15 protein-coding genes and 5 tRNA genes are annotated in these 21,539 nt (G+C 69.2%); 9 read left to right on the plus strand and 11 right to left on the minus strand.

Annotated elements, in window-relative coordinates:
• Window positions 1-109: 109 nt before the first annotated feature.
• The 9 genes from OG741_RS19380 to OG741_RS19420 all read right to left on the minus strand — a co-directional run bounded on the left by OG741_RS19380 (window position 110) and on the right by OG741_RS19420 (window position 10,838).
• Window positions 110-182 (minus strand) — tRNA-Lys (locus OG741_RS19380).
• A gap of 88 nt (window positions 183-270) precedes the next feature.
• Window positions 271-1,833 (minus strand): amino acid permease, encoded by a 1,563-nt coding sequence (locus OG741_RS19385; protein WP_405599569.1) that lies wholly within the window; start codon window positions 1,831-1,833, stop codon window positions 271-273.
• Between the two features lie 48 nt (window positions 1,834-1,881).
• Entirely contained in the window at window positions 1,882-3,996 is a 2,115-nt protein-coding gene (locus tag OG741_RS19390; RefSeq protein ID WP_405599571.1) for an FG-GAP repeat domain-containing protein, read from the minus strand.
• 184 nt (window positions 3,997-4,180) lie between these two features.
• Entirely contained in the window at window positions 4,181-4,603 is a 423-nt protein-coding gene (locus tag OG741_RS19395) for an FG-GAP repeat domain-containing protein (protein WP_405599572.1), read from the minus strand.
• Entirely contained in the window at window positions 4,534-4,833 is a 300-nt protein-coding gene (locus tag OG741_RS19400) for a hypothetical protein (protein WP_405599574.1), read from the minus strand. The genes OG741_RS19395 and OG741_RS19400 overlap by 70 nt, the downstream gene beginning before the upstream one ends.
• Before the next feature lie 70 nt (window positions 4,834-4,903).
• The gene (locus tag OG741_RS19405; RefSeq protein ID WP_405599576.1) at window positions 4,904-6,457 is read right to left on the minus strand and encodes an FG-GAP-like repeat-containing protein; all 1,554 of its coding nucleotides are present in this window, start codon (window positions 6,455-6,457) and stop codon (window positions 4,904-4,906) included.
• Between the two features lie 240 nt (window positions 6,458-6,697).
• A complete protein-coding gene (locus tag OG741_RS19410) occupies window positions 6,698-8,947 on the minus strand; it encodes a DEAD/DEAH box helicase (RefSeq protein WP_405599578.1) in 2,250 nt (749 codons plus the stop codon).
• 1,043 nt (window positions 8,948-9,990) lie between these two features.
• Window positions 9,991-10,491 (minus strand): fluoride efflux transporter FluC, encoded by a 501-nt coding sequence (locus tag OG741_RS19415; protein ID WP_405599581.1) that lies wholly within the window; start codon window positions 10,489-10,491, stop codon window positions 9,991-9,993.
• Complete coding sequence (locus tag OG741_RS19420; RefSeq protein ID WP_266480914.1) at window positions 10,488-10,838, minus strand: metallopeptidase family protein; 351 nt, start codon at window positions 10,836-10,838, stop codon at window positions 10,488-10,490. Before OG741_RS19420 ends, OG741_RS19415 begins: the two co-directional genes overlap by 4 nt.
• 74 nt (window positions 10,839-10,912) lie before the next feature.
• Here OG741_RS19420 and OG741_RS19425 point away from each other — a divergent pair, with 74 nt between their 5' ends.
• The 7 genes from OG741_RS19425 (at window position 10,913) to OG741_RS19455 (ending at window position 17,848) form a co-directional block, all read left to right on the plus strand.
• Window positions 10,913-12,508, plus strand: coding sequence for a metallophosphoesterase (locus tag OG741_RS19425; RefSeq protein WP_405599583.1), 1,596 nt, complete (start codon window positions 10,913-10,915; stop codon window positions 12,506-12,508).
• Window positions 12,509-12,622: 114 nt separating this feature from the next.
• Window positions 12,623-12,695 (plus strand) — tRNA-Glu (locus tag OG741_RS19430).
• Window positions 12,696-12,734: 39 nt separating this feature from the next.
• Window positions 12,735-12,809, plus strand: a tRNA-Asp gene (locus OG741_RS19435).
• 22 nt (window positions 12,810-12,831) lie between these two features.
• Window positions 12,832-12,905: transfer RNA gene (locus tag OG741_RS19440), tRNA-Phe, on the plus strand.
• A 206-nt stretch (window positions 12,906-13,111) separates the two neighbouring features.
• Window positions 13,112-17,029 (plus strand): ATP-dependent RNA helicase HrpA, encoded by a 3,918-nt coding sequence (hrpA, locus tag OG741_RS19445; RefSeq protein WP_405599585.1) that lies wholly within the window; start codon window positions 13,112-13,114, stop codon window positions 17,027-17,029.
• A gap of 94 nt (window positions 17,030-17,123) precedes the next feature.
• Window positions 17,124-17,198: transfer RNA gene (locus OG741_RS19450), tRNA-Asp, on the plus strand.
• 467 nt (window positions 17,199-17,665) lie between these two features.
• On the plus strand, window positions 17,666-17,848 hold the full coding sequence (locus tag OG741_RS19455) for a DUF6274 family protein (protein WP_405599587.1): 183 nt from the start codon (window positions 17,666-17,668) through the stop codon (window positions 17,846-17,848).
• A 371-nt stretch (window positions 17,849-18,219) separates the two neighbouring features.
• Here OG741_RS19455 and bldC read toward each other — a convergent pair whose 3' ends face one another.
• Complete coding sequence (bldC, locus tag OG741_RS19460) at window positions 18,220-18,426, minus strand: developmental transcriptional regulator BldC (protein WP_003949541.1); 207 nt, start codon at window positions 18,424-18,426, stop codon at window positions 18,220-18,222.
• Between the two features lie 486 nt (window positions 18,427-18,912).
• A complete protein-coding gene (locus tag OG741_RS19465; RefSeq protein WP_405599589.1) occupies window positions 18,913-19,752 on the minus strand; it encodes a hypothetical protein in 840 nt (279 codons plus the stop codon).
• Between the two features lie 155 nt (window positions 19,753-19,907).
• Between OG741_RS19465 and OG741_RS19470 the strand changes: the two genes are divergently transcribed.
• Window positions 19,908-20,990: a Leu/Phe/Val dehydrogenase gene (locus OG741_RS19470; RefSeq protein ID WP_405599591.1), complete on the plus strand. Its 1,083-nt coding sequence runs from the start codon at window positions 19,908-19,910 to the stop codon at window positions 20,988-20,990.
• Between the two features lie 279 nt (window positions 20,991-21,269).
• The gene (locus tag OG741_RS19475; protein WP_405599592.1) at window positions 21,270-21,521 is read left to right on the plus strand and encodes a DUF3073 domain-containing protein; all 252 of its coding nucleotides are present in this window, start codon (window positions 21,270-21,272) and stop codon (window positions 21,519-21,521) included.
• Window positions 21,522-21,539: the final 18 nt, after the last annotated feature.

A 21,539-nucleotide genomic window follows, 5' to 3' on the forward strand; every position in this document is an offset into this window, starting at 1 on the left:
ACCACTCGGTGACCACCTCCCCTACGGATTCCACGGCCGAGCGGGCCCCGGAAACGGACGAACCCCCGTTGACGCAGGTCAACGAGGGTTCGGAGGGTGATGCGGTCGGTAGGCCGTGTGGGACTCGAACCCACAACCAACGGATTAAAAGTCCGCTGCTCTGCCAATTGAGCTAACGGCCCTCGGCGCAACATCCCTGAGCATAGCCGGACGGGACCGGTGAGCCGATCGGGTATCGGATCACCGGCCCCGTCGAGGCGCCGCGGCACGTCACCGACGGGACGTCTCGCGGGCGATGGTCCGGGGGTGGTTGCGGTTGAGGAACCAGTGGCGGGCCGAGGCCAGCCACCAGGCCGCGGCGAAGCCCAGGACGGCCAGCACCGCGACCGGGGCGTAGTTGAACGTCTCCCAGGTGACGGGGGAGACCTGCGGCAGCATGAAGAGCACGGTGATCACCGCGACCCAGATCACCGCCACGATGCCGATCGGGCGGGACCAGCGGCCCAGGTGCCAGGGGCCGCGTTCGAAGCTGTCTCCGCGCAGCAGCCGCAGCAGGGTGGGGATGACGTAGGCGATGTAGAGGCCGATGACCGCGATCGAGGTCACAGCGGCGTACGCGGTGACATTGATCAGATACGGCAGACCGAGGACCAGGGCGCCGATCGCCGCGAGCCAGACCGCGGCGACGGGCGTACGGGTCCGGGGGCTGACTGTGTGCCAGAGGTTCGAGAACGGCAGGGCGCCGTCCCTGGAGAAGGCGTAGATCATGCGGCTGTTCGCGGTGACGGACGCCATACCGCAGAAGAGCTGCGCGCCGATGACGACCAGGAGCAGCAGCTTTCCGGCGGTCGCGCCGAGAGCGTCCAGCAGGATCTGGGCGGGTGGCGCTCCCGTCGGAGAGGTGAGGGCTCCTTCGTACGACTGGATGGCGAAGGTGAAGCCGAGCAGCAGGACGAAGCCCGCGATCCACGAGGTCCAGATGGACTGGACGATGCCGCGCGGTCCTGCGGTCGCGGCGTCGTGGGTCTCCTCGGTCATGTGGGCCGAGGCGTCGTAGCCGGTGAAGGTGTACTGGGCCATCAGCAGGCCGATGAGGACGACGTAGATGCCGCTGCCCCAGCCGGTGTTGTTGACGAACTTCGTGAACACGAAGGACGCGGACTGGTGCGAATCGGGCGCGAAGGTGAGCGCGCCGACGATCAGCGCGACGCCCAGCACATGCCACCAGACGCTGACGTTGTTGAGGATCGCGACGATGCGTACGCCGAAGGTGTTGAGGAGGCCGTGCAGCATCAGGATCGCGGCGAACAGCAGGATCGTCCGGCCCGGCGTGACCTCGAAGTCGAACTGGAGATTGAGGTACGCGCCGAGGAAGGAGGCGGCGCCGAAGTCGATGCCCGCCGTGACGGCGACCTGGCCGAGGACGTTGAACCAGCCCGTGAACCAGGCCCAGGCGGCCGCGGTACGTGGCGGTGCCAGCCGGTGGGCCCAGAAGTACAGGCCCGCGGAGGTCGGATACGCCGAGCAGATCTCGGCCATCGCCAGGCCGACGAACAGGGTCATCAGGCCGACGGCGACCCAGCCCCAGGTGATCACGGCGGGGCCGCCGGTGTTCATGCCGAAGAGGTACAGGGTGAGACAGCCGGAGAGGACCGAGATGATCGTGAAGGAGACGGCGTAGTTGGAGAACGCCGACATCCGGCGGGCGAGGACCTGGGTGTAGCCGAGCTGAGCCAGGCGCTCCTCGTCGGAGCCCGCGGAGGGTGGTGTGAGGGCGGCTTCGGGAACGGGTGCTGTTGGCGGGTGGCCTCCCGCAGTGGCGTCATCTGTCATGCCCCCAGCAATTCCCTTGCCGGGGGCACCACATGCGCCACCAGTGGCCTAAAACAGCGCTCGGTAGTACTGCCAGCCGCTTCCGATCTGTTCCGTGGAGCCGAAGGAGCCCCTGCCGTTGCCCCTGTTGCGCAGCAACTTGCCGTTGGCGTCGCGGGAGAGCAGATCGCCCACGCCGTCGCCCGTGATGTCACCGACGGCGATGATGTCCGTGCGTCCTGCGCCCCAGTTGCTGAAAACCAGCGTCCGCGGCCTGAACGAGCCCGTCCCCGTGCCGTCGTAGCGCCACAGCTCACCGCCCGCGTCACGCGCCAGCAGATCGCCGATGCCGTCGCCGGTGAGGTCGTCGGCGCCGATGATCTTCCAGCCCTTCCAGCCCGAGCCGACCTTCACGGCCGGATCGAAACCGGCACGCGCATTGCCCCGGTAGAGGAAGAGGTAGCCGGTGGTCGCCTGGCGTACGAGCAGATCGGGACGGCCGTCCCCGCTGAAGTCGTCGGATGCGACGAAGGCGTCAAATCCGTTCCAGCCCTTGCCCATCAGCTGGAGCGGCTCTTTCGGGTCGATGGGGTTGCTGCCGCCGCCCGCGCGGTAGAGGGTGCCGTCGGGGGTGCGGATCAGGACATTGCTGCGCGGGTTGTCGGTGTTCGATCCGTACGGGACGAGACGCGTGCGTGGATCCCATCCGGTGGTGGCCCAGGAGCGGGCGCCGCCCCGTGGGTGGTGTACGGCCGCCTTGCCCGTCGTCGTCATCGAGTAGAACTCGCCGTAGCCGTCGGCGTTCATGTCCCGGAAGGCCGAGGCGCCGTTGACGAGCCGCAGGGAACCGGGCGTCCACGACTCGCCCGTGCCGTCGGCCGGCTGCACGGTCATCTCCCACTGGTACGGGCCGCTGACCCTGTCCTTCGGATCCCAGTCCCGGGCATCCCACTGGGCACGTACGAGCGCGGCGGTCCGTTCCGTACTGGTCTCGTTCACGAGGACGCCCCTGCGCCAGTCCTTGACCGTGAAGGTCCGGGTGGCGGGCGGCCGGTTCAGCAGCACCTTCGCCCTCCAGGGCCAGTGCAGGTCGTCGGCGGTGGCCGGGGCGGACACGTCGAGGGCGTGGAAGTCGCCCCGCGGCACGGTCACCGGCTTGATGTGGATACGGCCCTCGGTGTCCGTGTACGCGACATGACCGCCGTACTTGTCGACGCTCCACCTGCCCGCCCCCGGCGCCGCCTTGTCGGCCAGCGTCGTGGTGACCGGCTGCTCGCGGGCACCGCCGTGGAAGTCGGTCATCGTCAACGCCCCGGTCTCGTCGTCCTGTTGGACCACGAATCCGTCGCCGAGCTTCGCGGACTTCGAGTACGGCACGCTGATGATCTGCGGGAAGCTGACGCCGGAGTCCCAGATCCAGGACTTCGCGGCACCGTCACAGCGCCAGTAGAACCAGCGGCCGACCTTCTGCAGCTCGTCCGGCGTACAGCTCAGGCCGGTGGCCTGGTCGTACGGAGCGTCGGTCCTGCGGGCCAGGTCGTACCACCGCAGCCACCCGGGGTTGCTGCCGGGCGTCCACATCGTGCTGCCCCAGATGGCGACGGCACTGATCGGACGCGTGGTGAGGACCCTGGGCAGCTCGTCGTCGAAGGTGGCGACGTACTGCCTGCCCGTACTCGGCTCGTCGACCGCGAAGAACCGCCCCTCCGCGGCCACCATCCGCTGCTCCGTGCCGAGCTGCCCGACGGTGATGGTGTCGTACGAGGTCCCCTCACCGGAGACGCTGTGGTTGGCCCCGCTCGGATTGGTGTACGCGAACCGGCCGTCCCCGAGCGCATGGACCAGCGGGCCGAACTCCGGGTAGCCGTCCCACACATCGGCAATGTCGGTCCACCGCGGCCCGGGCTCCGGCGTCCCGGTCACGGCGAGGTCGTACGCATACAGCCTGCGCCCGACCTCCGGATCGACCCGGGCCACGACCCCGAGCCGCCCGCCGCCGAGCGCGATGCGCTCAGGGACGGCGGGCCCGCCCTGGTAGGTGCCCAGGTCAATGACGACCTCTTCCGGCTCACCCTGCCCGGCGACGGCCACACCGCCGGGCGCGAGCCCGAGACCGCTGGCGATGAAGGCGGCGACGGCCCCGAGCACGAGGTTGCGTCTGGTACGTGCGGCGGTGCGGGTCATGCGTACCCCCCCTGGGTCGTGTCTTCAAAGTCCCGTCTGCCTGGCGACGCCTGGCCCGCCCTTCGGGCGGACGACGCTACTTTGAAGACACTCCCTAGCGCGCTCAGCGTCCTGGAAGGTACGACTGCCCGAAGTGCCCGCTGGTTGTACCCATATGAGTGACTGCCAGTTCAGTCCGCTCCGATCAGTAGATCGCCGTGTACCGCTGCCAGCCGGTCCCGATCTGCACGGTGCCCCGGAACGAGCCCTTGCCGTCACCGCTGTTGCGCAGCAGCCTGCCCGCCGTGTCACGGGAGACGAGATCATTCCTGCCGTCCCCGTCGAGGTCCCCGGCGCCCACAAAGGCGTTGCGCCCGGCACCCCAGTCCCTGAAGACCAGCACGCGGGGCTTGAGCGTCCCGGTCCCCGTGCCGTCGTACCGCCACAGCTCCCCGCCCGCGTCACGAGCCAGCAGATCACCGCGGCCGTCGCCGTTCAGGTCCCCCGCGCCGATGAGGGTGAGCCCCTTCCAGCTCGCCGTCTCCCCCAGCGCTGCCCTCAGTCCGGAATGCCCGTACGGGAAAGCCGGCGACCCGCCCCGGGTCTCACCGTGGCGTAGTCGGTCCACTGTCTCCCCGAACTGCCTTCCTGATAATGCAGAAACCCGGTGGTCCCGGCCTCCAGCAGCGTCTCGTCGCGCGGGAGGAATCGCACGCCGGCGGGCAGCACGACTTCCTGCGCCGCGGGATCGTCGGCGGCGTACGCGAGGGAGGGTACGACAGCCGGGCCGAGACCTGCGCAGGCGGCCAGGACCACTCCGGCGGCCGTGGCGCGCCGGAGGATCGAGCGATGACTCATTCGGTCCTTCTGAATTCTCTCGGGATGACGTGTCATGTGTGGACGGGAGTTGACACCGTCCGAGCCCGCGTCAGCTGAGCGACACGTACTTCTTCCAGTTGGACGCGGTGAGCAGCTTGGGCGCCACGAAGCTGCCCTTGTTGTTGACGTTGTAGAGGTATGCCGCGCCCGCGGACGTGCGCCCGATGACGTCCTGGCGGCCGTCGTGGTCGGAGTCGCCCGACGCGACGATGGCGTTGAAGGCCTTCCAGCCCGCGCCCGCCTTCGTGCGCGGAAGGAAGCCGCCCCCGCCATTCCCCCGGTACAGCCACAGGTCACCGGCCGCGTCGCGGACCAGCAGATCCGGCCGACCGTCGCCGGACAGATCACTGCGGCCGACGATCGCGTTGTACTGGGCCCAGCCGACGCCGATCTTCTTCCGTGCGCCGAGACCACCGGTCCCTGTGCCGGGATGCATCCAGAGATAGCCGTAGGCGTCCCGTCCGACGACGTCGGGCTGGCCGTCGCCGGACAGGTCGCGGACCGCGAGCAGCTTGTTGTAGCGGTTCCAGCCGGTGCCAAGGCTCACGCGGGAACCCGGATTGTGGGACACGTCGTACGGGATCCGGTAGAGCGTCCCGTTGTTGTGGCGGACGAGAAGGTCGGTGTACCCGTTGCGGTTGAGGTCACCGCCCAGGGTCACGAAATTCTCGAACGGCAGATACATGAAGCCGCTGTTGTCGACATTGTTGGCCCATGCGTATTCGGGAGTGAGGGTGTCGATCATGTCCTCCGGCTCCCGCCCGAAGATGGATCCGCTGTCGCGGTACTCGATGTCGACGTCCCGGGTCCAGCTCTCGACGACCGCCCGGTAGGTGGGGATCGCGGTGTAGAGCCGTACGCCGTTCTGCACGCAGCCGCTGGTGCTGGTCGCCGAAACCGCGATGAGTTTGCCGCCCGCGACCAGTGCGCCTCCGGCGTCGCCGAAACACTGGTCCGCCGCCGCGACCGGCGCGGCATCCGGGGCAGGGGAGGTGCAGATGGTGCCCTGGGGCAGGCTTCTGCCGAGCAGCGCGGCGCAGTCGGACCCACTGCGGACCACCACCTGCTCGCTGTGGCGTACGCGGACGGACTCCTGCGCGTCGGTGCCCGTCCACGAGTAGAAGGTCGCCTTGGAGCCGGCGGTGTACAGGTACGTGTCGGAAGGGCCCGCGAGGACGGCCCGCCCTGCCGGCGCCGGATTCTGGTCGTAGAAGACCGAGACCCCGGCCTGGCGGGTGGTGGCGTTGAACTGCGGGTGCGAGCGGTAGCGGGTAAACCCTGCACTACCGCCGGTCATCTTCCCGGCGGCGTCGTACTCCCACACCCCGTCGTTCTTCGACATCCCGGTGAAGCAGTCAGGTGTGGCGAGGGTGCGGGCCGGCGAGAGATAGATGCCGGTGCAGGAGTGACGGGCGTCCGACTCACCGTCCTGGAAGTTCAGCGGCACGAGCCATGACGGTACGGTCGCCGCCGCAGCCGAGGCGCTGGGCGCGGCGGCTGCGGGCTGCGTGGCGGCCATCAGTCCGGCCAGCAGGGCTCCGGTCAGTACGCCGGTGCTCAGCCGTCCGGCAGTGCGTGCACGCAGCAGCCCATGACGCTTCAAGAAGGTCCCTCCCCAGGAGCCTGAAAAATGGCAGGGGAAAGACACAGCGGCTCACAGCCGTCGAAGTATCTGGCCGGACTCCCCTTGCCGTGCCCCCCACCGCAAGTGGACGGATCGTAACAGCAGCCCCACAGGCAACGGAAGGCACTTTCGAACCCGTTCAAAGCGACAGGGCCCGCACAACACCGAAGTGTCGTACGGGCCCTGTCAGCAGGTCAGGCTCAGTGAGCCGTCAGCCGGTCAGCCGTTGCGCTTCCAGCGCGGCTTGTCGTCACGCCGCCCGAAGGAACCGGTGTTCGTGCCGGTGCCGGTGCCCCCACGGTGGTCGTCACGACGGCCGTACGGCCGGTCGCCGCCACCGGAGCGGAAGCCGCCCGTGGGGCGGTCGTCGCGGCGGTCGCGGTTGAACGGGCGGTCGCTGCCGCGGTGGCCCGAGGGGCGGTCGTCGCGGCGGAAGCCACCGGACGGACGGTCGTCACGGTTGAAGCCGCCACGGTCGTCACGACGGTCGTTGCCGCCGGAGCGGAAGCCGCCCGAGGGACGGTCGTTGCCACCGGAGCGGAAGCCACCGGACGGACGGTCGCCGCCACCGGAACGGAAGCCACCGGACGGACGGTCGTTGTCACGACGCTCGAAGGAACGGCCACCACGGTCGTCACGACGGTCGTTGCCACCCGAGCGGAAGCCGCCCGACGGACGGTCGCCGCCACCAGAACGGAAGCCACCGGACGGACGGTCGTTGTCACGACGCTCGAAGGAACGGCCACCACGGTCATCGCGACGGTCGTTGCCACCCGAGCGGAAGCCGCCCGACGGACGGTCGTTGTCACGACGGAAACCACCACGGTCGCCGCCCCGCTCGCCGCCACGGCGCTCGAAGTTGCCCCGGTCGTCGCGGCGGTCATCGCGGCGCTCAGCCGACTGCTCCGGCACCGAAGCCGCGACCTCGGCAGCGACCTCCGCCTCGGCGACGGCCTGCACCTCGGCGACCGCGGTCTCCGGGTCGTCGCCCCGCTCGCGCGCCGCGCGCGCCACCAGGCGGTCGGCCTCCTCGCGGAGTTCGGCCGCACGGCGCTGTACGCGCTCCAGCTGCTTGGTCAGGTCGACGACCTCGCGCTCCGCCTGCTTGGCGGCGTTGTTCGCGGAGTCGGCCTGGACCTCGGTCAGCGAACGGGCGCCGGTGATCTCGGCGACCTCCGGGTCGAACGCGCCGGCCCCGGCGACGATGTGGCGCGAGGCGTCGACGCCCGCGTCCTCCATCAGACGGAAGATCTGGCGGCGCTGGTGCGGCAGGGACAGCGACACGACCGTGCCGGACTTGCCGGCGCGGGCGGTACGGCCCGAGCGGTGCAGGTAGTCCTTGTGGTCGCCGGCCGGGTCCACGTTCAGGACCAGGTCGATGCCGTCGACGTGGATACCGCGGGCGGCGACGTCGGTCGCGACGAGCGCGTTGACGTAGCCCTTCTTGAAGTCGTCGAGGACGCGCGTACGGGCGCCCTGCGTCATGCCGCCGTGCAGTGCGTCGGCCTTGACGCCCGAGTCCTGAAGCTGCTCGGCGATACGGTCCGCGCCCAGCTGGGTGCGGACGAAGATGATGGTGCGGCCCTTGCGGGCGGCGATCGCCGAGGTGACCGGCGCCTTGTCCTTCGGCTTCACGACGAGCACGTGGTGCGTCATGGTCGTGACGTTGCCCTGGGCGCTGTCGACCTCGTGGCTGACCGGGTCGACGAGGTAGCGGCGCACGAGCGTGCCGATCTCGTTCTCCATGGTGGCGGAGAAGAGCATCCGCTGGCCGCCGGCCGGGATCTGGTCGAACAGCTCGGTGACCTCGGGCAGGAAGCCCAGGTCGGACATCTGGTCGGCCTCGTCGAGGACGGCGACCTGGACGTTCTCGAGCGAGCAGGCGCCACGGTTGATGATGTCGCGCAGCCGGCCCGGGGTGGCGACGAGGACGTCGACGCCGCGCTCGAGCGCGTAGATCTGGTTGCCCATGGACGTACCGCCGCAGACGACCTTCATCTTGAGGCCGAGTACGTCGCCGTACGGCTGCAGCGCGTCCGCGACCTGCATCGCGAGCTCACGGGTCGGGGTGAGGATGACCGCGCGGGGCTTCTTCTTCTCGGTGTGGCCGCCGGCCAGCGTGGCCAGGGTCGGCAGGCCGAAGGAGAGGGTCTTGCCGGAGCCGGTGCGGCCGCGGCCGAGGATGTCCTTGCCGGCCAGGGCGTCCGGGATGGTCGCGGCCTGGATCGGGAAGGGGACGGTCACACCGTTCTGCGCGAGCTTGCGGACGACGCCCTCGGGCAGTCCCAGCTCGGCGAAGGTGACGGTCGGCTCGGCGGCCTCGGTGTCGGTGTCGGCCTCGGTGTCGGCGACCGCGTCGGAATCGACAGCCTCAACGGCGTCGGGGGCGTCTACGGCCTCGGCAGCGGAAGCCGCCACGGCCTCGTCGTTCTCGGGCATGACGGCGTGATCAGTACTGAAAGTGGACATGCGAAATGCGAAACCTTCCGGAGTCTCGGCACGCGCCCAAACTCCGTGAATCGCAAATTCGACCGCCTCAATGCGGTCAGCCACGGCAAGGGAGAGTACGCGCCACGCGGCGCTCTTCTTTTTCGGCGCCGGGCAATGGGATCAAACGATCTATAACCATACGCACCCTCCCCCACAAATGGCAAACCGCGTCCGAGTGACTCCGGTTACACAGCCATCCGGACGCGCCCTACATGGGTCCCACCTGCGGAGACGCCGTCGGTTCGCCCCGCATCCTCCACCTCTCGGCAGCCCGCATCGCCCCCGCGCGCACCTCTGGCGCCGACGACGCCGAGGGCGGGTCGGTGGGCTCGCTCGGCGGCGGAGTGGGGCTCTCCGCCGGCGGTTCGGACGGCGACGGCTGCGGCGGCGGCGGAGGTTCGGAAGGGGACATCCCGCCGCGCGTAGGCTGGGGCAGCCCCGGCGGCTTGGGCCCGGGCCCGCCCCGCGTCGGCTTCGCCGCGGGCCCCGCCGAGGCGCTCGGCTTCGGCGATGCCCCCTTGCCGTCCGCGTCCTTGCCGCCGGGCGCATCCGAGCCGTCGGGGCCGCCGTCGCCATGCCGCCCGCCCGGCGCGGCGTGCCCACCGTCCGAATCGGCCACCGTCCCGTTCCGGTCCGCGGTCGAACGGGGCGCCGGCTTCCCGTCCTCGTCGTCGCTCACGCTCATACAGCCTGCCGATGCTGCGAGCGCCAGCGAAGCGGCGATCCACACAGCCAAACGGCCTGGGGCGGACAACTGGCGCACGAGCAGCACCTCCGGAGCACGGGAAACGAGACGGGTCTCACTGCCCAACTCCCCGTGCCCCACAAGGGACACGCCCCGCGCTACAAGGCCGACACACCCAGGGCGCCCACCTCAGCCACCGGCCCGGGCGCCAACTCCGCGCCCAAGGACACCGATCCGAGCCTCACCAGCAACGACGCACCCGTATTCGCGGCCGCCGGAGGCGTCCGGCCGCCCTCGGCCCGCCGCGGCATCTCATACGAAAATGTGGAGCACCAGTTCACTTGGCGACCGTCCGCGCAACGACCGTCCGCGTCGCCGAGGCCCCCAGCCACACCGCACACAGGGCACCCACGACCGTCCCCGCCGCGTAGGCGAACGCCGTGCCCGCCTCCTCGCGTTCGAGGAGCTTGTAGAAGTCCAGCGAGTACGCCGAGAAGGTGGTGAAGCCGCCGAGTACACCCACGCCGAGGAACGGCCGCACCAGCGGATGCGCGGGCCTGCCGCCCCGGCCGACCAGGACCATCAGCACTCCGATCAGCGCGCAGCCCACCACGTTCACCCAGAGGACGGTCCACGGGAACGCCCCCGGCGCCGCCGGCCACAGCAGGGTTGCCCCGTACCGCGCCAGCGATCCCGCCATGCCGCCCGCCGAGATGACGGCGAGTACCGGCCACGTACGCCTGCCCGCGACCCCGGCGCGCTGCGCGGGCACATGGAGATCGACATCCGGATCGACGGCCTCGGAGGACGGGCGGTGCGAGTGGTCCGGGTGGCTCATCCGTAGCCCAGCGCGTGCAGCCGCTCGTCGTCGATCCCGAAGTGATGGGCGATCTCGTGCACGACGGTGATCTCCGTCTCCTCGACCACGTCCTCGCGGGACTCGCAGATCCGCAGCGTCGGCCCGCGGTAGATGGTGATCCGGTCCGGCAGCACGCCCGCGTACCACTCGCCGCGGTCGGTGAGCGGAGTCCCCTCGTAGAGCCCGAGCAGCTCGGGGTCGTCGGCGGCGGGCTCGTCCTCGACGAACACCGCGACGTTGTCCATCAGCCGCGTCAGCTCCGGCGGGATCCTGTCCAGGGCCTCGGCGACCAGTTCCTCGAACTCCTCGCGCGTCATCTCCAGCACGTGGCCATTGTCACGTACGCCGACCGGGCGGTCGCCCCGGCATGGCCGCCCGCCGGACTGGGCATACGGGACCAATGGCCCGCGAAGCCCCGGAACCGACCCGATCGATCCGCGCAGCGCTCACCTCGATCCGCACCCCGCACACCCGGCTCCAGCGCCTCTACCGCTCCCGCAACACCGGACCCACCAGCACCCTGGTCCCCAGCCCGCACCCCTGGACCCGCGCCCTCGGCCTCACCGCCGTGGCCCTCCTCGGCGCCTGGCTCGGGCTCCTGATCGTCGGCAGCGTCCGCACACCGGTCGGCCCGATGGACACGACCATGACCCTGCGCCCGTCCTTCTCCGGCGGTACGAAGATCAACGTCTCGCCGCTGGGGGCGCTGGAGCTCGACTCGCACGTCGCCCCCGTCCGCCTCGACGTCGATGTCGACCAGCTCGATCCGGTCCGCTCCCAAGCTCTTGTCGAACACCCCGAACGTCTCTCCGGCCTCCAGGACGAGGTCGTCCACGACGTGACCGACGGCACCACCGAACTGGCCGTCCGCTCCTGCGTCGCCGCCGTCTCCGGTGCGACCGCGCTCGGCCTCGCGGTCTACCGCCGCCCGCGCCGCGCCCTCACCGCCGGCGGCCTCGCGCTCGCCCTGCTGGCCGGGTCCGGCGTCTGCGCGTACGCCACCTGGAACCCGAAGTCCGTCCTGGAGCCGAAGTTCTCCGGACTCCTGTCCAGCGCCCCCTCCGTCGTCGGCAACGCACGCTCCATCGTCACCGAATTCGACGTCTACCAGCAGGAGTTGGCGCGCCTGGTCACCAATGTCACCAAGCTGTACGACGCGACCTCCACCCTGCCGGCCTACCAGCCGGATCCCAGCACGATGCGGGTGCTGCACGTCTCCGACATCCACCTCAACCCGGCGGCGTGGCACATCATCGGCTCGCTCGTCGAGCAGTACGGCATCGACGTGATCATCGATTCCGGCGACACCATGGACCACGGCACCGCCGCCGAGAACGGCTTCCTCGACCCGATTCCCGACCTCGGCGCGCCGTATGTCTGGGTCCGCGGCAACCACGACTCCGACACCACGCAGGCGTATCTCTCCCACCTGAAGAACGTGCACGTCCTCGACGACGGCCGCGCTGTCACGGTCGCGGGCCTGCGCATCGCGGGCATCGGCGACCCCCAGTTCACCCCGGACCGCTCGATCGTCGCCGAGGGCGACCCGGCCGAACGGATGACGGGCATTCGCCTGGCCTCCGCCCTGCGCGACCAGTCCCGCGCGGGCACCCCCGTCGACATCGCGGTCGCCCACAACCCGGTCGCCGCCCGCGAGACCGACGGCGTGGTCCCGCTGGCGCTGGCGGGCCATGTCCACCACCGCGAGACGGAGGTACTCCCGCACGGCACACGCCTGAAGATCGAAGGCTCGACGGGCGGTGGCGGTCTGCGCGCCGTACAGAACCGGGAGCCGGAGAAGGTGCGCGCCTCCGTCCTCTATGTGGACCGTACGACCAGAAGGCTGCAGGCGTGGGACGAGATCACGCTGGGCGGCCTCGGCCTGGCGACGGCCGAGGTCAGCCGCCACCTCCCGGAAGAGAACCACCCGGGCGCGACCCCCTCCCCGAGCGTCCCCTCGCCGTCCCCGACCACCTTGTCCCCGGGGAGACGCTGACACCGGCGGCTCCGCCGAGGGCCGGCCGCCGTAAACCGTTTTGGCGATAGCTCCCCGCATCCCATATGCTTCTCACGTCCCCGACGCGCTGCAAAGCGCCCAGGTGGGCCCTTAGCCCTCATCGTCTAGTGGCCCAGGACGCCGCCCTTTCAAGGCGGTAGCACGGGTTCGAATCCCGTTGGGGGCACGCATTACTGTGTGCGAGACTTGTGCTCGCACATTGCTTGGTCCTGTGGAGCAGTTTGGAGTGCTCGCCACCCTGTCAAGGTGGAGGCCGCGGGTTCAAATCCCGTCAGGACCGCTGCGGCTCGTGAGAGCTGCGTGGCTGGGTAGCTCAGTTGGTACGAGCGATCGCCTGAAAAGCGATAGGTCGCCGGTTCGACCCCGGCCCCAGCCACAACCCGAAAGCCCCGATCCTGTGCGGACCGGGGCTTTCTCCGTATCCGCACCCCACACGCCGAACCCTGCACGCCGCGCCCCGCACCCGCGCGAACGACGTGCTCCCCTGGTTTCGGATCTGGACGAATCTGCTCCGTTCTGCACCGGCTCGTGGGGGAAATGCGTTCGCCAGCGCTTTCCCGGGGGTGCGATCCTGGTCTCCGTATGTCTACTTCCTTCGCAGACCTTCAGACCCTGCTGGCCGGGGCGTCACTCCGCGACGCCCACCGGCTCGGCCGTCGTCTCGAAGGCGCCCGCCGCATCCGTAAGCCCGAGGCGCGGCAGGCCGTGCTGGACGAGATCGCCACCGAGGCCGAGCGGTCCTCCGCCCGCACGGCCCAGCGCGCCACCCGGGTCCCCGAGGTCACCTACCCCGAGCAGCTCCCGGTCAGCCAGAAGAAGGACGTGATCCTGGAGGCGATACGGGACCACCAGGTCGTGATCGTCGCGGGCGAGACCGGCTCGGGAAAGACGACGCAGATCCCGAAGATCTGTCTGGAGCTGGGCCGGGGCGTACGCGGCATGATCGGCCATACGCAGCCGCGGAGAATCGCCGCCCGCACGGTCGCCGAGCGGGTCGCCGAGGAACTGCGCACCCCCCTGGGCGAGGCGGTCGGCTGGAAGGTCCGGTTCACCGACCAGGTCGGCGGCGACACCTTCGTCAAGCTGATGACGGACGGCATCCTGCTCGCCGAGATCCAGACGGACCGCGAGCTGCGCGCGTACGACACGATCATCATCGACGAGGCCCACGAGCGGTCTCTCAACATCGACTTCCTGCTCGGCTATCTCGCCCAGCTGCTGCCCAGGCGCCCCGACCTCAAGGTGATCATCACCTCCGCGACGATCGACCCGGAGCGTTTCTCCCGCCACTTCTCACAGGCCCCGATCGTCGAGGTCAGCGGCCGTACGTACCCCGTCGAAGTCCGCTACCGGCCCCTCCTGGAGGACGAGAGCGAGGAGTCCGACCGCGACCAGATCACCGCGATCTGCGACGCCGTCGAGGAACTCCACGGCGAGGGCAAGGGCGACATCCTCGTCTTCCTCTCCGGCGAGCGCGAGATCCGCGACACCGCGGACGCGCTCAACAAGAAGCAGTACCGCTTCACCGAGGTGCTCCCGCTGTACGCCCGCCTTTCGCACGCCGAGCAGCACCGGGTCTTCCAGCCGCACACCGGGCGCAGGATCGTTCTCGCGACGAACGTCGCCGAGACCTCCCTCACGGTCCCGGGCATCAAGTACGTGATCGATCCGGGCACCGCCCGTATCTCCCGCTACAGCCACCGCACCAAGGTCCAGCGCCTGCCCATCGAGCGGATCAGCCAGGCCAGCGCCAATCAGCGCAAGGGCCGCTGCGGCCGTACCTCGGACGGCATCTGCATCCGGCTGTACGACGAGGACGACTTCCTGTCCCGCCCGGAGTACACGGACCCCGAGATCCTGCGTACGAACCTGGCGTCCGTCATCCTCCAGATGACCGCGGCGGGCCTCGGCGACATCGAGAAGTTCCCCTTCATCGACCCGCCGGACCACCGCAATATCCGCGACGGTGTCCAACTCCTCCAGGAACTGGGCGCGTTCGACCCGGCGCAGAAGGACCCCAAGAAGAAGCTCACCCAGCTCGGCCGCAAGCTCTCCCAGCTCCCGGTCGACCCCCGCCTGGCCCGTATGGTCATCGAGGCCGACAAGAACGGCTGCGTACGCGAGGTCATGGTGATCGCGGCCGCGCTCTCCATCCAGGACCCGCGCGAGCGTCCCGCCGACAAGCAGACGCAGGCCGACCAGCAGCACGCCCGCTTCAAGGACGAGACCTCCGACTTCCTCGCCTACCTCAACCTCTGGCGCTACATCCGCGAGCAGCAGAAGGAGCGCGGCTCCTCCAGCTTCCGCCGGATGTGCAAGCAGGAGTATCTGAACTTCCTGCGCATTCGCGAGTGGCAGGACATCTACGCACAGCTGCGTACGGTTGCCAAGCAGATGGGCATCCACCTCAACGAGGAAGACGCGCCCGAACAGTCCGTCCACACCTCGCTGCTGGCCGGTCTGCTCTCGCACATCGGGCTGAAGGACACCGACAAGAACGAGTATCTGGGCGCACGCAGCGCCAAGTTCGCCGTCTTCCCCGGCTCGGCGCTCTTCAAGAAGCCCCCGCGCTTCATCATGTCGGCCGAGCTCGTCGAGACGTCCCGGCTGTGGGCCCGGGTCAACGCCAGGGTCGAGCCCGAGTGGATCGAGCCGCTCGCGCAGCATCTGATCAAGCGCACCTACAGCGAGCCGCACTGGGAGAAGGACGCGGCCGCCGTGATGGCGTACGAGCGGGTCACCCTGTACGGCGTGCCGATCGTCGCCCAGCGCAAGGTGAACTACGGGCGCATCGACCCCGAGACCTCGCGCGATCTCTTCATCCGCAACGCGCTGGTCGAGGGCGACTGGCGCACACACCACAAGTTCTTCGCCGACAACCGCAAACTCCTCACCGAGGTCGAGGAGTTGGAGCACCGCGCCCGCCGCCGCGACATCCTGGTGGACGACGAGACGCTCTTCGACTTCTACGACCAGCGCGTGCCCGAACATGTCGTCTCCGGCGCGCACTTCGACTCCTGGTGGAAGCACAAGCGCCAGGACGAGCCCGAACTCCTCGACTTCGAGCGCGAGATGCTCATGACCGAGAAGGCCGGGCAGGTCACCAAGGACGACTATCCCGACTCCTGGCGCCAGGGTCCGCTGAAGTTCCGGGTGACCTACCAGTTCGAGCCGGGCGCGGACGCGGACGGTGTGACCGTCCATGTCCCGCTCCAGGTGCTGAACCAGGTCACGAGCGAGGGCTTCGACTGGCAGATCCCGGGGCTGCGCGAGGACGTCGTCATGGAGCTGATCCGCTCCCTGCCGAAGCCGATCCGGCGGCATTACGTCCCGGCGCCGAACTACGCGAAGGCCTTCCTGGAACGCTCCGTACCGCTCCAGGAGCCGCTGCCCACCACGCTGGCGCGTGAGCTGCAGCGCATGGTCGGCGTGCCCGTCACGGCGGACGACTTCGATCCGACCCGGATGCCGGACCACCTGAAGATCACGTTCCGGATCATCGACGAGCGCCGCAAGAAGCTCGCCGAGAGCAAGGACCTGGACGCCCTGAAGCTCCAGTTGAAGCCGAAGGCACGCCAGGCCCTGTCCCAGGCCGCGGCGGCGACCGCGGGCCCCTCGGGCGAGTCCATCGAACGCTCGGGCCTCACCGACTGGACGATCGGCACGCTCACCCGCGTCTTCGAGACCCGTCGCGCCGGCCAGCCGGTCAAGGCCTACCCGGCTCTGGTCGACTCCGGCGAGAGCGTCTCCGTACGCCTCTTCGACACCGAGGCGGAGCAGAAGCAGGCGATGTGGCAGGGCACGCGGAAGCTGATCCTGCTCAACATCCCTGTGAACCCTGCCAAGTTCGCCTCCGACAAGCTGACCAACCAGCAGAAGCTGGCGCTGTCACGCAATCCGCACGGCTCGATCCAGGCGCTCTTCGACGACTGCGCGACGGCCGCGGCGGACAAGCTGATCGCCGACCACGGGGGCCCGGCCTGGGACGAGGAGTCGTACCGCAAGCTGTACGACAAGGTGCGGGCCGATCTCGTCGACGCGACCGTACGGACCGTGGGACAGGTCCAGCAGATCCTGGCCGCCTGGCAGGCCTGTGAGCGCCGCCTGAAGGCGACGAACAGCCTGACGCTGGTCAACAACGTCCAGGACGTCCGCGAACAGCTGGCGGCCCTCATGCCGACCGGTTTCGTCACCAGGACCGGCCTGCGCAGGCTGCCGGACCTGATGCGCTATCTGGTGGCCGTGGACCGCCGCCTCCAGCAGATGCCGACGGCCGTCCAGCGCGACACGACGCGCATGGAGAAGGTCCACGAGATGCAGGACGAGTACGCCTGGCTGCTGGAGCAGATGCCGCAGGGCCGGCCGGTCCCGCAGGAGGTGCTGGACATCCGCTGGATGATCGAGGAGCTGCGGGTCAGCTACTTCGCGCACGCGCTGGGAACGGCGTATCCGGTCTCCGACAAGCGCATCGTCAAGGCGATCGACGCGGCGGTGCAGTGACGCGGCGGGGCGGCTTGCATCGAGTTCGACCGCACCCACTGAGCTGCTGTACAGTCTCTCTCGCAGCCAACGCACATCATCGGCTGCGAAACCTGGTCCTGTGGAGCAGTTTGGAGTGCTCGCCACCCTGTCAAGGTGGAGGCCGCGGGTTCAAATCCCGTCAGGACCGCAGTGAGATGAAGGCCCGCGCCGTTTGGTGCGGGCCTTCATCGTGTCCGGTGGCTGTTCCCCACCCCGCCCCTTCCCGAACTGGGGGCAAGCCCCCAGACCCCCGACGGGGCTTCGCCCCGGACCCCGTATGCGACCTTCGGCCGCATGTCCTCAAACGCCGGACGGGCTGAATGTGCGGCAGGGCCGCACAATCCAGCCTCGCCGGCGTTTGAGGCGCGGGGGTCCGGGGGCAGCGCCCCCGCACGGGGTTCGGGGCGGAGCCCCGGTGGGGGCTGGGGGCTTGCCCCCAGTTCGGGAAGGGGCGGGTAGGGGAAAGGCCCCGCGCAGCGGCCCCGACAGCCGCTTCTGCCGACTCACGTGGCGCTCGCATCACACCCGCCCCACCCGTGCCCCCGTCGTCTTGACGCCGTCATCTGCCACCGGTACCCAGTGCATAGAGGACGGCACACACCGGAGGTGACGTGCATGGCGGCGTCCGCAGCGAGGCAGCACGAGACCAAGGCGCTTCTGCGCGCCCATCTGAAGGCCGCGTCCGGCTATCGGCACCGCACTCGGCACTGCCCGATCTGTCATCGCCTCCTGAGGCTCGCCATGGAACCCTCCGCGGACGCCCCCCAGCCCGAGGCCGAAGGTTCCGCCCCGGAGTGACCAACGCGCCCTGGCACGCGAGTTCGCGCGCGGCACGCTCGCCTTTGGCAAGAGGCGTGCAGTGTGACGGGAGTCACCGAACAGGTTTCCCGAACGGGGGAATTTACCCCCCGCCTACAACCGACCAATTTAATATGTGCAATTGCACCACCTTTCGAGCACCTCCCCACCCTTCCGGCCATCGGGCCCCCAGGGTCCCCCGGCCGGCCACCCGCCACACCTCCCCGGGCACAAAAAAAATCGCGCTGGACCCGGCGGAGTCCAGCGCGATCAATGACGAAGGTGTCCGTTGGGGCAGACGCCCGTCATGTGGAGCTATAGGGGGGCTTGCCGGGATGGGGGTCCCGGAAATGCCCGATCAAATGGGGTGTTCAGGCCTCGCTGCGCTGCTGCGGAATACCCGCAAGCAGTGCGCGGACCTCAGCCTCGCGATACCGACGATGTCCACCGAGCGTGCGGATGGACGTGAGCTTGCCTGCCTTCGCCCAGCGGGTCACCGTCTTCGGGTCCACGCGGAACATCGTGGCAACCTCAGCCGGGGTCAGCAGCGGCTCGGCATCAGGGGTGCGAGCGGTCATGAGCGGCCTCCTCGGGAGAACCGAACCTTCTCGGTTCTTTCCTCTAAATTCTGCACCTTGACCCGCGTTGCCCGAAATGGCGGACGCGGGCCGAGTCGGTTATAGGACGAACGGCTTGTCCTCGGCACTACAACTACACCATCTGTCCAGCCACGTCGGCCAAACCGATGGAATTGCCCTCTGAGTGTCCAACAGCGGCGGAAGGCCGATGGACCATGCCATAGCGGACAGTCACGCCACAGTGACGATCAGTCACAGAGCGATCAGGAGTCGTCAGACCCCCCATAGAGTGCAATGCCGAGCATTCCGCACATAGTTGGACGGAAGGAGTCCTCCCCGGACTCCTTGTCCTATTTTGACACGAGGGTAGGTGATGGGCGCAAGAGCGCAGTAAGTGCCGTCCGTCACGCTTGAGACAAAGGCCCGGATAGGGACCTACGTCCTGGACCGATGGCTTCCAGGAGGCTCAATGGTCCCCAGAAAAGCTCAGTTGGCGAACTGAAGGTCCCTCACGGCCCGCCAGCGATCCACAAGGCGCGCGTACGCCTCTCCCGCGCCCTCGCCGTCCCCGGCCCGCAGCGCGGCGATCCCCTCGGCCAGATCCGCGGCCGACCGGTCCTCGGCGAGCTGCGGTCCTGTCAGCGCGTGCACCAGGCCGCCGTAGTCCAGCTCGACCAGGGAACGCGGATGGAATTCCTCCAGCCACCGCCCCACATCTACCAGGCCCTCGGTCAGCCTGCCCTCGTCGAGCGTCTCCCGCAGCGTCTTCAGCGCCCGCGCCACACGCCGCCTGGCCTGCACCATCGGCGTCCGGTAGCGCAGCACGGCCGCCGCGGGCCCGGCGGGCTCGTACTGGCGCTCGTCGTCCGAGAAGAGCGCGAACCAGCGCACCGGCACCTGCCAGACCGCCGTCCTGATCCACGGCCGCGCGTCGGGGTTGCGCTCGCGCCACTGCTCGTAGTCCGCGGCCGCCTGCCCGCGCACCACCGGGGGCAGCGCGGCGTCGAGCAGCGGCGCGGGCAGCTGCTCGGCCAGTTCCTCCAGCGCCAGCCAGCCGCGCAGCCGGGTCCGCCACGGGCAGACGCAGACCACCCCGTCCACCTCCGTGACGAAGGCGTCACCGCTCTCGTGGACCGGCACCGGGACCGGCGGCGTGGGCAGCAAGTCGGCGAGCGATCTCCGTAGTTCGTCCTGCGCGGTGGGGGTGCGCTCCCGGCGGGCGTAGCGGGCCCAGTGGCCCCGCTCCGGCTCGGGAAAGGCCGCCAGCGGCTCGTACACCCGCAGGTAGGCCGCATACGGGACAAGGACCGAGGACAGCGCTGGCATGGGGCAAATCCTTCCACGCCGGTACTCCGCCAGGGGGTGATCCTCAGCACTGGGTCGGATCTACGCGCGCGTAGGACTTACCCTCTGTCCCAACTGGGCCTTCCCCACCCACAGGAAGGTCCGCATCCGCCGCTTCGTACTTGGGAGTCACCACCGTGACCGATGTGACCGACGGCGTCCTGCACACCCTGTTCCGATCGGACCAGGGCGGCCACGAGCAAGTCGTGCTGTGCCAGGACCGCGCCTCCGGGCTGAAGGCCGTCATCGCCATCCACTCGACCGCCCTGGGCCCTGCCCTCGGCGGCACCCGTTTCTATCCGTACGCGTCCGAGGAAGAGGCCGTCGCCGACGCGCTGAACCTCTCCCGGGGGATGTCGTACAAGAACGCCATGGCCGGGCTCGACCACGGCGGCGGCAAGGCCGTGATCATCGGTGACCCCGAAACGATCAAGACTGATGAGCTGCTGCTGGCTTATGGCCGGTTCGTGGACTCTCTCGGTGGCCGTTATGTCACCGCCTGCGACGTCGGTACGTATGTCGCGGACATGGACGTCGTGGCCCGCGAGACGCGCTGGGCCACCGGGCGCTCGCCCGAGAACGGCGGCGCCGGTGACTCCTCCGTGCTGACCGCCTACGGCGTCTTCCAGGGCATGCGGGCCTCGGCCCAGCACCTGTGGGGCGACCCGACGCTGCACGGCCGCAAGGTCGGCATCGCGGGCGTCGGCAAGGTCGGCCACCACCTGGTCGAGCACCTGCTCAAGGACGGCGCAGAGGTCGTGATCACGGATGTGCGTGAGGAGTCCGTACGCCGGATCCTCGACAAGCACCCGCAGGTCACGGCCGTCGCGGACACGGACGCCCTGATCCGCACGGCGGGCCTGGACGTCTACGCCCCTTGCGCGCTCGGCGGCGCCCTGAACGACGACTCCGTGCCCGCGCTCACCGCGAAGGTCGTCTGCGGCGCGGCCAACAACCAGCTCGCGCACCCGGGTGTGGAGAAGGACATCGCGGACCGCGGGATCCTCTACGCCCCCGACTACGTGGTGAACGCCGGTGGCGTGATCCAGGTAGCCGACGAGCTGCACGGCTTCGACTTCGACCGCTGCAAGGCGAAGGCCGCGAAGATCTTCGACACCACGCTTGCAATATTCGCACGTGCGAAGGACGACGGCATTCCGCCGGCCGCGGCGGCCGACCGGATCGCCGAACAGCGCATGGCGGAAGCCCGCCGCCGCTGATCCTCGCCGGACCTCGGCCCGCCGCCCCGGGAGAGAAGACTCCCCCGGTCGGCGGGTCGACTGCCAAGAAGAGGTTAAAATCGCAGTTGACCAGCGAGGACGGGGCTCCTCGCGGGTTCTGCGAAGTGGCGCGTCATGCGGGCGGCGTACCGTATGGCCGCGGAAGCAGGTACCGTTGAAGCCCTACGGACCGGTCTCTTCACGGAGAGCCCGTTCCGAATCATGAACGCGTGTCAAGACTCTGGGGCCGTCGAGCCCCGTCACCGAGGGGGTCGAGCCATGGGGCGCGGCCGGGCCAAGGCCAAGCAGACAAAGGTCGCCCGCCAGCTGAAGTACAACAGCGGCGGGACTGACCTGTCGCGTCTGGCCAACGAGCTGGGCGCATCGCCTTCGAGTCAACCACCGAACGCTGAGCCGTTCGAGGATGACGACGAGGAAGATGACCCGTACGCACAGTACGCGGATCTGTACAACGACGACGATGACGAGGACGAAGAGTCCGGTCCGTCGTCGCAGCGCCGCGGCGCTTGACGTACGTGAACCTCAAAT

Origin of the sequence: Streptomyces sp. NBC_01410 (assembly GCF_045040195.1) — a bacterium.
Classification (GTDB): Bacteria; Actinomycetota; Actinomycetes; order Streptomycetales; family Streptomycetaceae; genus Streptomyces.